At 69.4% G+C, this 13,260-nt stretch carries 12 protein-coding genes; 2 read left to right on the top strand and 10 right to left on the bottom strand.

The window, feature by feature from the left end:
- Entirely contained in the window at window positions 1-1,470 is a 1,470-nt protein-coding gene (locus SJY11_RS10265) for an aldehyde dehydrogenase family protein (RefSeq protein WP_376986493.1), read from the top strand.
- Between the two features lie 157 nt (window positions 1,471-1,627).
- Here the strand turns inward: SJY11_RS10265 and SJY11_RS10260 are convergent, their stop codons facing one another.
- A complete protein-coding gene (locus SJY11_RS10260) occupies window positions 1,628-2,905 on the bottom strand; it encodes an NAD(P)/FAD-dependent oxidoreductase (RefSeq protein WP_376986492.1) in 1,278 nt (425 codons plus the stop codon).
- Window positions 2,906-3,088: 183 nt separating this feature from the next.
- Between SJY11_RS10260 and SJY11_RS10255 the strand changes: the two genes are divergently transcribed.
- Entirely contained in the window at window positions 3,089-3,964 is an 876-nt protein-coding gene (locus tag SJY11_RS10255) for a GNAT family N-acetyltransferase (protein WP_376986491.1), read from the top strand.
- Between the two features lie 107 nt (window positions 3,965-4,071).
- Here SJY11_RS10255 and SJY11_RS10250 read toward each other — a convergent pair whose 3' ends face one another.
- The 9 genes from SJY11_RS10250 to SJY11_RS10210 all read right to left on the bottom strand — a co-directional run bounded on the left by SJY11_RS10250 (window position 4,072) and on the right by SJY11_RS10210 (window position 13,221).
- Window positions 4,072-4,548 (bottom strand): Lrp/AsnC family transcriptional regulator, encoded by a 477-nt coding sequence (locus tag SJY11_RS10250; protein WP_376989294.1) that lies wholly within the window; start codon window positions 4,546-4,548, stop codon window positions 4,072-4,074.
- A gap of 118 nt (window positions 4,549-4,666) precedes the next feature.
- Window positions 4,667-6,061 carry an aminotransferase class III-fold pyridoxal phosphate-dependent enzyme gene (locus SJY11_RS10245; protein WP_376986490.1) on the bottom strand — a complete coding sequence of 465 codons (1,395 nt, stop codon included), beginning with the start codon at window positions 6,059-6,061 and terminating at the stop codon, window positions 4,667-4,669.
- 42 nt (window positions 6,062-6,103) lie between these two features.
- Window positions 6,104-6,538 (bottom strand): helix-turn-helix transcriptional regulator, encoded by a 435-nt coding sequence (locus SJY11_RS10240; RefSeq protein WP_376986489.1) that lies wholly within the window; start codon window positions 6,536-6,538, stop codon window positions 6,104-6,106.
- A gap of 164 nt (window positions 6,539-6,702) precedes the next feature.
- Window positions 6,703-7,629, bottom strand: a complete 927-nt coding sequence (locus SJY11_RS10235) for a 2-hydroxyacid dehydrogenase (protein WP_376986488.1) — start codon at window positions 7,627-7,629, stop codon at window positions 6,703-6,705.
- Between the two features lie 10 nt (window positions 7,630-7,639).
- Window positions 7,640-8,500: a GNAT family N-acetyltransferase gene (locus tag SJY11_RS10230; protein ID WP_376986486.1), complete on the bottom strand. Its 861-nt coding sequence runs from the start codon at window positions 8,498-8,500 to the stop codon at window positions 7,640-7,642.
- Window positions 8,500-9,219, bottom strand: coding sequence for a cupin domain-containing protein (locus SJY11_RS10225; RefSeq protein ID WP_376986485.1), 720 nt, complete (start codon window positions 9,217-9,219; stop codon window positions 8,500-8,502). The genes SJY11_RS10230 and SJY11_RS10225 overlap by 1 nt, the downstream gene beginning before the upstream one ends.
- Window positions 9,220-9,310: 91 nt before the next feature.
- The gene (hemN, locus tag SJY11_RS10220; RefSeq protein WP_376986484.1) at window positions 9,311-10,660 is read right to left on the bottom strand and encodes an oxygen-independent coproporphyrinogen III oxidase; all 1,350 of its coding nucleotides are present in this window, start codon (window positions 10,658-10,660) and stop codon (window positions 9,311-9,313) included.
- 103 nt (window positions 10,661-10,763) lie between these two features.
- The gene (locus SJY11_RS10215; RefSeq protein ID WP_376986482.1) at window positions 10,764-11,519 is read right to left on the bottom strand and encodes an SDR family NAD(P)-dependent oxidoreductase; all 756 of its coding nucleotides are present in this window, start codon (window positions 11,517-11,519) and stop codon (window positions 10,764-10,766) included.
- Window positions 11,520-11,892: 373 nt separating this feature from the next.
- A complete protein-coding gene (locus SJY11_RS10210) occupies window positions 11,893-13,221 on the bottom strand; it encodes an NAD(P)/FAD-dependent oxidoreductase (RefSeq protein ID WP_376986481.1) in 1,329 nt (442 codons plus the stop codon).
- Window positions 13,222-13,260: the final 39 nt, after the last annotated feature.

Below are 13,260 nucleotides of genomic sequence, written 5' to 3'. Positions count from 1 at the left end.
ATGGCCGATTTCGCGCCGGACTCGGTCGCCTTTGCGACCGGCCACTATATCGGCGGCGAGGTCGTCCAGGCGGGCGAGCGCATCGACGTCGCTCGCCCTTCGGACGGCGCGACTTACGCCGATCTGCCGATCGCCGACGCCGCCATCGTCGACCGCGCCGTCACCAATGCGACGAAGGCGGTCGCGGCGAGCGGCTGGGCGACGCAGCCGCCGCGCGAGCGCGCCCGCGCGATGCGGCGCTGGGCCGATCTGATCGAGGAGCACGCCGTCGCACTCGGCCGGCTCGAGGCTGTGGGCTCGACCCGGCCGATCGCGCAGGCGGTTACCGGCGACGTCGCCAGCGTCGCCGAAGGCATCCGCTTCTTCTCGGAATGGGCCGACAAGCTCGGCGGCGAGGTCGCGGCCACCCGCCAGGACCATCTCGGCCTGATAGTCGCGGAGCCCTATGGCGTCGTCGGCGCGATCACGCCCTGGAACTTCCCGCTCAGCATGGCCTCCTGGAAGGTCGGCCCGGCGCTGGCCGCCGGCAACGCCATCGTGCTCAAGCCCTCGGAGCTGACGCCCTTCTCGACCGTGCGGCTGGCGGAACTCGCCGTGGAAGCCGGCATCCCTGCCGGCATCTTCAACGTCGTGCAGGGCAATGGCGTCGTCACCGGCGATGCACTCTCTCGCCATCCCGGCCTCGCCAAGCTCTCTTTCACCGGCTCGACCCGCACCGGGATCGCGGTGATGAAGGCCGCCGCCGAAACCGGCATCAAGCCGGTGACGCTGGAACTCGGCGGGAAGAGCCCGCAGCTCGTCTTCGCCGACGCCGATCTGGACAAGGCCGCCGCCTGCATCGCCGGCTCCCTGCTCGCCAATGCCGGCCAGGCCTGCGTCGCCGGTTCGCGGCTGATCGTCCAGCGTTCCGTGATGGACGAACTGGTGGCACGGCTGAAGGCGCGGCTCGCCACGGTTGCGCCGGGCCCGACCTGGAAGGCCGCAACGGGCTATGCGCCGATCATTTCGGAGACGCAGGCAAGGCGCATCGACGACATCCTCGCGCGCAGCCGCCTTCAGGGCGCGGAATGCCTGCTCGGCGGGGCGCGGATCGAGGGCCATGGTGGCGCGTTCTACCAGCCGACCCTGCTCGCCGGCGTGACCGCGCAGACGGCAGCCGTGCGCGAGGAGATCTTCGGCCCGGTCCTGACGATCCAGGCCTTCGACGACGAGGCCGAGGGGCTGAGCCTCGCCGATCATCCCGAATACGGGCTCGCGGCGGGCGTCTACACCGCCGATCTCGGCCGCGGCCTGCGCGCGATGCGGGCGCTCAAGGCCGGTACCGTCTGGATCAACCGCTACAGCCGCACGCTCGACTTCATCCTGCCGACGGGCGGCTACAAGAGCTCCGGCATCGGCAAGGACCTCGGCCGCCAGGCGGTCGAGGCCAATCTGCGCCACAAGACGGTGCTGATCGACATTGGCGGGTGAGCCAGCGTCGGCGCACGCACAGCCCTCATCCTGAGGAGCCACGCAGCGGCGTCTCGAAGGATGGTCTAGAGGGTTCGCGAGCCCCCTGAATCATCCTTCGAGACGCGGGCTTTCGCCCGCTCCTCAGGATGAGGGCTGAGGGCCGGCAGGATCGGCCTCAGTGCCGCCAGTCCTGATAGCGGTAGTACATTCCGACGAAGGGCAGGAACCAGGGCGGGCCGAAATGGCCGGGCACCACCGGCCAGTCGAGCCCGGCGAGCGGGTTGGCCGCGGTTTCACCACCCATCACCCGGGCCATGATCTGCCCCATATGCACCGACATCTGCGTGCCGTGGCCGCTATAGCCGGTGGCGTAGAACACGCCGTCGCGCTCGCCGGCGCGCGGCAGGCGGTCGGCGGTCATGTCGACGAGCCCGCCCCAGCAATAATCGATCCGCGTCTGCGCGAGCTGTGGGAACAGCTCGAGCATCCGCGCCTTCAGGATGGCGCCGCTTTTGGCGTCAGAAGAGGGGCTCGACAGCGCGAAGCGCGCCCGGCCTCCGAAGATCAGGCGGTTGTCCGGCGTCAGCCGGAAGTAGTTGCCGATGTTCATCGTCGTCGTTGCCGTGCGGCGCGTCGGCATGATCGAGACCGCGAGATTGTCCGACAGCGGCTCGGTCGCGATGATGAAGCTGCCGACCGGCACGATCCGCCGACGCAGCCAGGCGAAAGGTCCCTGCCGCGAGGCGCCGGTCGCCAGCAGCACCTGCTTGGCTTCCAGCGACCCGCGCGTCGTGACGACGCGATGCGCCTGCCCGGCGATCCGCTGGAGCGACGTCACCGCGGCGCCTTCATGAATCTGGGCCCCCGCCCGGGCCGCGGCCTCCGCCAGACCCACGCCGAAGCGGCCCATATGCATATGGGCGCTGCGCGGGAAGACGAGCCCGCCATGGAAGCCCAAGGACCCGATCTCGCTCTGGACCTCGCCCGGCGCCACCACCTCGAGGTCGGGCTCGACGGTGGACTTGAGCAGATCGGCGCTCTTCTGCAGTTTGGCGAAATGCCCGGGCTTGGCCGCGAGCTTGATCTTGCCGGTGCGGGTGAAGTCGCAGTCGATCGCCTCCTCCTTCACCAGCGCCTCGACCGTGTCGACGCCATCGTCGAAGACGCGATACAGCGCGCTCGCCCGCTCGATGCCGATCTGCGCCGCGAGGCCGCCGAGGTCATGCGCCAGGCCGTTGTTGCAGTGTCCGCCATTGCGGCCAGAGGCCTCGCCGACCACGCGGCCGGCCTCCAGCACGGCGACGCGCGCACCCGCCTTCGCCAGGCTGCGCGCGGCCGACAGGCCGGTGAAGCCACCGCCGATCACCGCGACATCGACTTGCCCCTCGACCGGCTCCGTCGAGCCCGAAGTGAAGCGCGGCGCGGAGGCCAGCCAATAGGGTTCGAGCTTCATCTCGGATCGGCCTCGATCGGGAGCGGGCCGGGCCGGCGCCCGCGCGCAGGCGCGACGGGCCGCCGTACCGGGGCGGAGAACACGCAGCTTGCACGACCCTAACCTGCTGTATTGTATGAATTATGCTATTCCCGAGTGGCCTCGGCGGCCCTATGATCGGCGACTTCCCGTGAGGCACAGGCCTTGGCTTACAGAACGGCAAAGCGCCGGCTCGGCTACGAGATCGCCATCCGGCCGATGGCGGAGGCCGATCTCGACCAGCTGCATCAACTCTCGATCGGCGTCGGCTGGCCGCATCGCCCCGAGGACTGGCGGCTCGTCATCGGACTCGGCCACGGCATCGTCGCCTGCGACGCGATCGGCCGGGTGCTGGGCTCGGCGATGTGGTGGCCCTTCGGCGAGAGCTTCGCAACCGTCGGCATGGTCATCACCTCGCCGCGCCTGCAGGCCCAGGGGGCCGGCCGCGAGCTGATGGACATGATCTTCGCGCAGTCGGGCACGCGCGACCTGCGCCTCAACTCCACCAAGGCCGGCTACCGGCTTTACCGCTCGCTCGGCTTCGAGCCGGTCGGCCGCGTCTTCCAGCATCAGGGCAAGGCGCTGCCGCCTCCTGCCCCCGTCGCCGCCCTGCCCGGCCTGCGCCCGGTGGCCCCGACCGATCTCGACGCGCTCGCCGCCCTCGACGCAAGCGCCTATGGCGCCGACCGGCATCAGGCCCTCGCCGCGCTGCTCTCGACCTCGGTGGGCACGCTCGTGGAGTGCGACGGTGCGGTCGTCGGCTTCGCCCTCTGCCGCCCCTTCGGCCGCGGCCATGTCGTCGGGCCCATCGTGGCGGAGGATGACGCGATGGCGATCGCGCTGCTCACGCCGCATGTCGAGGCCCATCAGGGCGAATTCCTGCGTGTCGACACCGCGCAGGAGCAGGGCGCCTTCGGAGCCTTCCTCGAATCCTGCGGCCTGACGATCTTCGACACGGTCACCCCGATGATCCGCGGAAGGGCCCACGGCCCCACCGGCCCCGCACGCATCTTCGGGCTGGTCAACCAGGCGCTGGGCTGAATCCAGCCGTCATTGCGAGCATAGCGAAGCAATCCAGAGTCGCCCGCCCGACGTCCCCCTGGATTGCTTCGCTGCGCTCGCAATGACGGGTCAGGGACCCGCGTCGCTCATACGTCGAAGAGAACCGGCAGCGGATAACCCGGCTTCTGGATCGGCGACTTGATCACGACATAGCTGAAGTATTTGGAGATGCCGATGTTGCGGTTGAGCAGGGTCTCGATCAGCGACTGGTAATGCGTCAGCCCGCGCGTGACGAACTTGACGAGATAGTCGTAGCCGCCGCTGACCATGTGGCACTCCACCACCTCGTCGACCCGGCGCAGGGCCGTCTCGAAGCGGATGAAATACTCCTTGGTGTGGTCGGCCAGCGTCACCTCGGTGAAGACGGTGATCGTCTCGCCGAGCTTCTGCAGGTTGATCGTCGCGCCATAGCCGGAGATGAACCCCGCCTGCTCCAGCCGCTTGACGCGCAGCAGGCAGGGACTCGGCGAAAGGCCGACCGCATCGGCCAGATTGACGTTGGTGATCCGGCTGTTGTTCTGCAGCTCGATCAGGATCTTCATGTCGATGCGGTCGAGCCGCACGCCCGGTGTCACGTCGAAAGCCTCACCCCACCCCCGGCGCGCAGCCCCTCGCGGAGCCGCCGCCGTCGCGTCAACCTAGACCGTCGGCGCCTCCGGGCAAAGCAAGGATCGCGCCGCCTCAGGCCGCCTTTGCGGGCGCAAGAGCCGCCTGCACCTCGGGCAGATCGAGCATGTCGTCGAGCGTCTGGCGCAGGCGCGAGACGATCAGGTCGATCTCGCTCTCGCTGCAGCAGAGCGGCGGCGCCAGCCCGATGATGTCGTCGGCGAAGGCGCGGAAGATCACGCCATTGGCATAGCCACGGGCGAAGAGATGATCGGCCAGCCTGACGCTGCGCGGCAGCTTGTCCTTGCTCGCCTTGTCGGCGACGAGCTCGATCCCGGCCAGAAGCCCGCGCGCCCGCACTTCGCCGACCAGCGGATGATCGGCCAGAGTGGCGAGCTTCTTTTCGAAATAGGCGCCGACGCGCTGGCCGTTGGCCAGGATGCCGCCCTCGTCGTAGAGCCGGAGCACTTCGAGCGCGACCGCCGCCGAGACCGGATGGCCGGAATAGGTCTGGCCATGGCCGATGGGGCCGCCCTCCGGGGCATTGTCCTTGATGCCGCGATAGATCTTTTCGCCGATCGCCAGCGCGCCCAGCGGGGCGTAGCCCGAGGTCAGCCCCTTCGCCATCGTCATCAGATCCGGCACCACACCCTCCCCCTCGCAGGCGAACATGGGCCCCGTCCGGCCGAAGCCGGTGATGACCTCGTCGGCGAGGAACAGGATGTCGAGCTCAGTGGCCGTGTCGCGCATCGCCTTGAGCCAGCCCCTCGGCGGCACGATCACGCCACCCGAGCCGACCACGGGCTCGCAGAAGAAGGCGGCGACATTCTCCGCACCCAGTTCCGCCACCTTGGCCCGCAGCGAGGCGACGCTGGCTTCGATCACCGAGGCGTCGTCGGAGCCGGTCGGATTGCGATAGGCGTAAGGCGCGGCGACATAGTGCCGGACATGCGCCGGGAAATCGAAGTTCGCATGGAAGGCCGGCAGCGCGGTGACGCCGGCCCCGGTCGAGCTCGAGCCGTGATAGCCGCGCTCCAGCGAGAGGATCGCCTTCTTCGTCGGCCGCCCGGTGACGTTGTAGTAAAACTGGATCAGCCGCAGCGCCCCGTCGATCGCATCCGAGCCGCCGAGCGAGAAATAGATGTGGTTGAGATCGCCCGGCAGGAGTTCGGCGAGCTTGGCCGCCAGCCGGATCGCGGGCTCGCTGCCGAAGGAGAAATAGCCGGTCGCATAGGGCAGCTCGCGCATCTGCGCGGCTGCGGCCTCGACGATGCTCTCATGGCCGTAGCCGACATTGACGCACCACAGGCCGGCGAAGCCGTCGATCAGCTCATGCCCTTCCGAATCCGTGATGAAGGCGCCCTTGGCCGACTTCATGATGGTGACGCCGCGCTTCTCGTGCCCGGCCCAGTTGGCGACCGGGTGGACCCAATGGAGGCGGTCGAGCGCTTCGAGCGAATTGACGGTCATGGCGGGCTCCTGCGGCGCAGATCGGTGGTGGTTTGACAGGGTTCAGGCGGCGCTCTGGAGCGAGGTCTCGCCCCCCGGTCGCCGGCGCGGCATCCCGCCCATCTCGCGCAGATAGCGTCCGGGCGTGATGCCGCAGATATTCTTGAAATGGCGCGAGAAATGGCTCTGGTCGAAGAAGCCGGCCTCGGACGCCGCCTGCGCCATCGGCACGCCGTCGCGCAGCAGCCGCTTCGCATAGCCGATCCGGCGATGGCAGATGTAGCGGTGCGGCGTCAGCCCGACCTGGCGGCGGAACACCGTCACGAAGCGGCAAACGCTCAGGCCCGCCAGCGCCGCGAGATCCTCGAGATAGATCGCATCGGTGAAATGGCGTTCGATATGACGCAGCGCGCGCCGGATCCCGTGGCTGGCGGGCTGCGCGGACATCGTCATCCCGCTTTCGTGCAGGGCGGGCTCGACCGGGGCTGGCTCGTGCATGGACCTCTTCGACCTCCGCGGATGGATCAACCATCCTGCGCAGAGGTTAGAACGGCCCCGGAAGCCGTCGGCGCGGCCTTCGGCTCCGCGCGTGACACGACCTGCCCATTTCGCCGCCTCGCGCAGCAGATCGTGCTTCGCCTTTGGGAAGGCGGCTGAGAGCCTCAGTAGCCGCGCTGTCGGTCGACCGCTCCCAGCAGCGGCTCGCCCGCCTTGTGGCGGCGCAGGTTTTCCAGCACGAGGTCCACCGCCGTCTCGGGCTGCGTCATGCTGGCGATATGCGGGGTCAGCAGCACGCGCGGATGGCTCCAGAGGGGATGGCCCGGCGTCAGCGGCTCGGGCGTGCAGACGTCCAGCACCGCGGCCGAGATCTGGCCGCTGTCGAGCGCCGCCAGCAGCGCCTCCTGGTCGAGATGACCGCCACGGCCGACATTCACCAGCCGCGCGCCCTTCGGCAGTTGCGCGAAGAGCTCGGCGCCGAGCATGCCGCGCGTCTCATCCGTCAGCGGCAGCAGGCAGACGAGGATGTCGGTCCGGCCCAGGAAATCCGGCAGGCTCTCCGTGCCCGCAAAACAGGTCACGCCCTCGATCTCGCGCCCGGAGCGACTCCAGCCGGCGACCTGGAAACCGAGCGTGCGCAGCATGCGGCAGCAGGCCTCGCCGAGCATGCCCAGCCCGAGCACCCCGACCCGCCGCGTCGCAGCGGGGCGCACGCGGATCTGCTGCCAGATCTCGGCGCGCTGCTGGCCGACATAGTCGATCAGATCCCGATGCAGGCCGAGCACGGCCATCGAGACATACTCGACCATGCCGTCGACGATGCCGGTCTCGACCATACGCGCCACCGGCAGGTCCGGCGGCAGCTTCGACAGGTCGAGATGATCGACCCCGGCGCCCGAGGACATGAGCAGCTCGAGATTGGGGAAGCGCTCGGCCAGATCGTCCGGCGGCATCCAGGCGACGAAATAGCGGATTTCGGCCGGGTCGCCGATGTCGGGCCAGATCCGGAAGGAGAGGTCCGGCGCCTTCTCGGCGAGGATCTTGGCCCATTCGGCGCCGCGCGCGGGGTCCGACTTGTAGAGCAGTGCCATCGTCTTCCCTTCAGCCCAGCGCCTGGCTGGCGAGCGTGTAGCGGCTGACCGGGCCCGCAGGCCGGGGGAGGTTGCCGCGCACCATGCTGTTGACGCCATCGACCGGCTTCAGGCCAGCTCCCGTCAGCAGATCGACGAGCGGCGAGCCGTCCTCGACATCCACCCGCACGAACTGCCCCTGCCTCGCCTGCAAGCCATGCGCCAGCAGCGCCCGCGCATCGGCGAGGTCCGCGGCCACCACGGGTCCGATTACGAGGCCCCGACCGAAGCGGCGCACCATGCTGAAGCCTGCGGCCTCGCCGCCGCGCATCAGCACGGTCCCCTCGCCCGCCTCCAGCACCGCCCGCAGCAGCGGCCCGCGCGGCAGGCCGGTGGCCGCCTGGTCAAGCTGTTCCAGCACCGGCAGATCGGCCAGCGCAGCCGGGCGGAGCGTGGCGCCATTGGCGAGAGCGAGGATGGGATCGGCGCCGACCTCGCCCTGATACTGGCGGATCGCCCCGCAGAGGACGAAGCCGAGCTTTTCATAGAGCGGTTGGCCGGCGACAGTGGCGTTCAACAATAGCGATCGCCCTTCGGCCTGTGACAGCAAGGACTGCATCAGCCGCCGCCCGAGGCCGCCGCCCTGATGCTCCGGCGACACGATGATCATGCCGAGCGTCGCATGATGCTCGCCATAGGGCCACCATAGCGCGGTCGCCACAACCTCTTCGCCGACCGTCGCGACGACGCCGCGACCGAGCCCGATCGCCATCGCCCAGTCCTCGGCCCGGTGGGGCCAGCCGACCGCACGGGCAAGGCCGGCACCGGCGGCGGCATCGGCCGGCGCGATATCGCGCAGCAGAGCCGCTTCCCGGATCAACGTATCGCCCATCAGCCGACGCTCTCCTGAACGACGTAGACCTTCGCCACATGGACGCGGCTGGTCCAGGCGCAGGGCGCGCCCTGCGGCACGAAGACGGTCTCGCCTTGCGCCACGGTGACGACGGTGCCGTCCGCGATGGTGAGATCGACCGCGCCTTCGAGAATGTGCATCAGCTCGGCCAGGCGGTGCGGCCGCGAGATCCGCGCATAGGGCGTCGAATCCCACAGGCCGGCGCGCAGCTGCACGGCCTCGTCGGTGAAGACGTTGTGGCTGCGGCATTGCGGCGCCGGGCCGAGCAGGACCTCCGGTGCCGGCGGCGTCGAGGGCGACAGAGGCAGATTCCGGGTGATCAGCGTCGCACCCGGCAGCGCGCAGGCGCCGGCGATCTGCGCATGGAAGGCGAAGAAGGTGCCCGGCGCCGCCTCGACACGCAATTTCGTGCCGCGCCCGATCACCACCGCCGCGTGAGCCCCGACGGTGAGCGCGGGCGCACCCTCGACCGACAGCGTGAGCGCGCCCGCCAGCACGACCAGCGTCTCCGTATGCGGGAAAGCGTCGATCTCGACGGCGCCGGCGAAGGCCGCCCGCCCGGCTGCCGCGGCGTCCGACCGCCAGACGACCTCGCGGCCCGCCGCGAAGGGATCGGCCGGACCGAGCCCCTGACCCGCGGTAGAAGCGGGCGGCGCGGAGACGGCGCGGTGGAGCATCACGAGGGCGGGAGTCGTCATGGGCGGGGCGGTCCGTCGCTGTCGTTTCGGAGCGTCCAGCCGCTAAGGCAATCCGTCGTCGCGGGATTGCACTATCTTTTCGATCCCGCTGCTAAACGGCGCGGCTGTAGCGCCGCGCCGGCTGGTCGATATGCGCGTCGAACGCCGAGGCGACCTTGCGCACCAGGAGCCGCGCCCGGTCCGGCATGCGGATGACGGCGCCGTCGCGCTGCACCATCCCGTCCTGCACCAGCGGCGCGAGCCGGGCGAACGACGGCGCCAGCTCCTCCGGATCGGCACCATGGCGCGCGCAGACCGCCTCGACATCGACCGAAAGGTCGCACATCAGCCGCTCGATCAGATCCGCCCGCAGCCGGTCGTCGTCGCTGAGCCGGTAGCCGCGCACCGTCGCCAGCCCTCCCTCGCGGACGCGCTCGCCATAGCGGCCGGTGACCACCTCGTTCTGGACATAGCCCTGCGGCAGCCGCCCGATCGCGGAGGCGCCGAAGCCGATCAGAGCCTCGCAGCCATCGGTGGTGTAGCCCTGGAAATTGCGCCGCAGCTGCCCGCTGCCGAGCGCCTGCGCCATCTCGTCCCCGGGTCGGGCGAAATGATCGAGACCGATGCGCACATACCCGGCCGCGACGAGGTGCTGCGCCATCGCCTCCGCCTGCTCGTGACGTGCCGCGCCATCGGGCAGATCCGCCAGCGCGATCCGCTGCTGGTGCTTTTTGAAGTCCGGCACATGGGCATAGCCGAAGATCGAGAACCGGTCCGGCGCCATCGCCAGGCAATGCTCGACCGTCTCGATGCAGGAGGCTGTGCTCTGCCGCGGTAGTCCGTAGATCAGATCGAGATTGACCCCGCCGATGCCGGCTTCGCGCAGTTGCGCGATGACCGCGGCGGTCCGGTCGACGCTCTGGACCCGGTTGATCGCGCGCTGGACGTCCGGATCGAAGCTCTGCACACCGAGGCTGGCGCGGTTGACCCCGGCCTCGCGCAGCGCCTCGACCATCGCCGGCGACAGATGGCGCGGGTCGATCTCGACCGCGATCTCGGCGTCACGATGCAGGCAGAAGTGCTCCCGCAGCAGTGCGATGAGATCGACGAAATCCTTCGGCGCCAGGATGGTCGGCGTGCCGCCGCCGAAATGGACATGGCGGACGTCGAGCGGTGTCGTCAGACGTGCCGCGACCGCTTCGATCTCCTGCCGCAGCACGGCGAGATAGGCGCCGATTGGTGGGTCGCGCAGCGCCACCGTCGTGTGGCAGCCGCAATACCAGCACATCGACCGGCAGAACGGGACATGCAGATAGAGTGAGCCCTTCGCATCGGAGGGCAGCGACGAAAGCCAGTCGCCGTAGCAATCGCCGTCGACATCGCCCGCAAAGTGCGGTGCCGTCGGATAGCTCGTGTAGCGTGGCAGGCGTTCGTCGAGATAGGTCGTCCCAGGCGCTTGCACGGCCGTTTCCCCCTGTGCCGGTCGACCGGCTCGGCGAAGAAACATAAGCGGTACCGCGCGCCCGTCTTTGCGCTAGAGCAAGTCGCGTCGCCGGCTCAGCGACTCAGACGAGCCCGCCGTCCACATGCAGCGTCTGGCCGGTGATGTAGGAGGCTTCCGTCGAGGCGAGGAAGGCGATCGCGGCCGCAACCTCCTCCGGAAGGCCGCGCCTCCCGATCGGGATGATCGCCTCCATCCGGGCGATCGCCTCGGCGGCGAGCTTGCTGCCCTTGCCCTCGTCCTTGCGGATCAGCCCAGGCGCGACCGCGTTCACCGTGATGCCGTCGGGCGCCAGCTCATGCGCCATCAGGCGGACCGTCGTCTCCAGCGCCGCGCGGCTGGCGGCGGTGGCGGCGAAGGGCTGCATGTCGGTGCGCAGCGCATGGGCGGTGAAGGAGGACGTCGCGACGATGCGCCCGCTGCCGCTTGCCTTGAGCAGGGGCCGCGCCAGCCGGGCCAGCCGCAGCAGCACGACGACCGAATCCTCGACGGCGCCGCGCAGCTCCGCTTCCGCCAGATCCATGATGCCGCCCTTGCGGGCATGCCCCGCCACGGCCGCGATGGCATCGAGCCGGCCGAAGCGTTCATCGGCCAGCGCCACCGCGCGCTCCACCGTCGAAGCCTCGGCGATGTCGCCCAGCAGGGTGACGACGACGGCGCCCGATTCCGCCGCCGCGGCCGCGACCGCCGCGAGCCCGGCCTCGTTCGAGCCCGTATGCAGCACGAGCCCGACGCCGGGCCGGGCCAGCCGCAGCGCTGTCGCCCGGCCGATGCCGCTCGCCGCGCCGGTGATGAGATGGACGCGCTCGGGAGACACCATCGGCAGAAGAGACCTTTGCTGCGGTCGCAAGACCAGATTTGCAGTCCAGAAGGTGTATGAATGGCCAGGACGGACCGATCTGAAAGCAATTATATGATTGAAATTGCTTTGTAAATTTGCGGCGACAAATGAGGTGCGTAGCAAGAGCACGCTACCGGACGCGACGTCGAGATCGATGCCGCGCAGCGCCGGGTGGCTGCCGAAGCGCTTGCCGATTGCGTTCCCGTTCGTCAGCCGCAATCGCGACGCCCCGCTCTTCGCGGGCTTCCTGTCGGTGGTCCGGGAGAAACTCGCCGCCCATCACCCGAAGCCCGCGGAGGACGCAGGCCCGCCGCCCTGGCCGGATGATCGCGTTGGCTCGCGGCGGCGTTGGCTAGATCTCCCGGGCGTCGAGCGCCCTGTAGAGCGGCAGGGCCAGCGGCGCGATCCTGCGAACGACGTTCCGCATCGGCTGGGCCTTCGGCTGTGACAGCGGCAGGCCCAGCGTCGAGAGCGGCACACCTTGCGTCGCCTGCGCCAGTTCGCGCCCCAGCGAAATCGAGAGCGCCACCGCCCGCCCGTTGCAGCCGACCCAGCCGAAGCCATTGGGTCCCAGTTGGTGGATGCGCGGATAGCCCGGCACCTGGGGCTTAAGGACATCATCCGGCGTCATGCCGATATAGCCGGACCAGACGTAATCGAAGGAGACCTCGCCCAACTGGGGCCAGAGCCGCTTCAGCCGCTCGGCGACGGGCCCCCGCAAATTGTCGCCGCCGGCGCCCGGAAACACCGCCGCCCCGCCCGTCACCAGCCGGTTGCGCGCGTCCCAGCGGGCGAAATAGAGCTCGCGATGGGTATCCGACATCGCCTGACGGCCGGGAATGATCGTCTTGGCGATGTTGTCGCTGATCGGCTTTGTCGCCATCTGCCAGGACAGAACGGGGATGACTTCCGCAGCGATGTCGGGGGCGAGCCCGCTTTCGAATTCGTCGGTATAGGCGTTGGTCGCCAGCACCAGCGCGCGCGCCGTCACCGAGCCCGTCGCGGTCTTCACCAACCAGCGATCACCCTGGCGCGTCATGCTGGCGACGGGCGAGCGCGCATAAATCACCGCCCCCAGCTTCAGCGCGACCTCGGCCAGCCCGCGCGCCAGCGCCAGCGGGTTGATATGGCCGCCGGTCCGGTTCCAGAAGCCGCCAAACCAGGCCTCGGAGCCGGTCATCTGCGCGGTGGCCGCCCGATCGAGCAGTTCGACAGGCGCACCGATCGTCGACCATTCGCGCACGCGCTTCTCGGCCAGCCTGAAACGGCCGGGCGAATGCACCGGCTGAACCCAGCCCGCCTGCTCGGCCTCGGCGGCAATGTCGTATTTGCGGATCGTGTCAAAGAGATACTGTGCGCTGTCGCGCAGCACCGCGTTGAAGCGCTCGCCCGCCTCGCCATGCCTTGCGACCATGGCGGAGGGATCATGCCCCGCCAGCGTCGGGATGACCTGGCCGTTGTTGCGCCCCGAGGCACCCCAGCCAGGCTCGGCCGCCTCGACCACGACGACCTCGACACCGGCCTCGCGCAGATGGATCGCGGTGGAAAGCCCGGTGAAGCCGGCGCCGATCACCACCACATCGGCCTGAACATCGCCATTCAGCTCCGCAAGAACCGGACCGGCGGGCGCGGTCGCGGCCCAGAGCGAAGGCGGCCAGGTGACGGAGGCTAAGGCGGACATGGGCTGATCATCCAGACGCGAAGCGGGAGAGCAGCGTCC

The organism is Allobosea sp. R86505, assembly GCF_042466375.1.
GTDB lineage: Bacteria > Pseudomonadota > Alphaproteobacteria > Rhizobiales > Beijerinckiaceae > Allobosea.
The sequence above is the reverse complement of the archived record's forward strand: the minus strand, read 5'-3'. Positions and strand labels throughout refer to the sequence as shown.

What these genes read in the sequence shown, in the direction of transcription:
- SJY11_RS10265 (WP_376986493.1), top strand. Translation starts at nt 1, where the DNA reads ATGGCCGATTTCGCGCCGGACTCGGTCGCCTTTGCGACCGGCCACTAT.
- SJY11_RS10260 (WP_376986492.1), bottom strand. Translation starts at nt 2,905, where the DNA reads ATGAAGCTCGAACCCTATTGGCTGGCCTCCGCGCCGCGCTTCACTTCG.
- SJY11_RS10245 (WP_376986490.1), bottom strand. Translation starts at nt 6,061, where the DNA reads ATGACCGTCAATTCGCTCGAAGCGCTCGACCGCCTCCATTGGGTCCAC.
- SJY11_RS10240 (WP_376986489.1), bottom strand. Translation starts at nt 6,538, where the DNA reads ATGCACGAGCCAGCCCCGGTCGAGCCCGCCCTGCACGAAAGCGGGATG.
- SJY11_RS10235 (WP_376986488.1), bottom strand. Translation starts at nt 7,629, where the DNA reads ATGGCACTGCTCTACAAGTCGGACCCCGCGCGCGGCGCCGAATGGGCC.
- SJY11_RS10230 (WP_376986486.1), bottom strand. Translation starts at nt 8,500, where the DNA reads ATGGGCGATACGTTGATCCGGGAAGCGGCTCTGCTGCGCGATATCGCG.
- SJY11_RS10225 (WP_376986485.1), bottom strand. Translation starts at nt 9,219, where the DNA reads ATGACGACTCCCGCCCTCGTGATGCTCCACCGCGCCGTCTCCGCGCCG.
- SJY11_RS10215 (WP_376986482.1), bottom strand. Translation starts at nt 11,519, where the DNA reads ATGGTGTCTCCCGAGCGCGTCCATCTCATCACCGGCGCGGCGAGCGGC.
- SJY11_RS10210 (WP_376986481.1), bottom strand. Translation starts at nt 13,221, where the DNA reads ATGTCCGCCTTAGCCTCCGTCACCTGGCCGCCTTCGCTCTGGGCCGCG.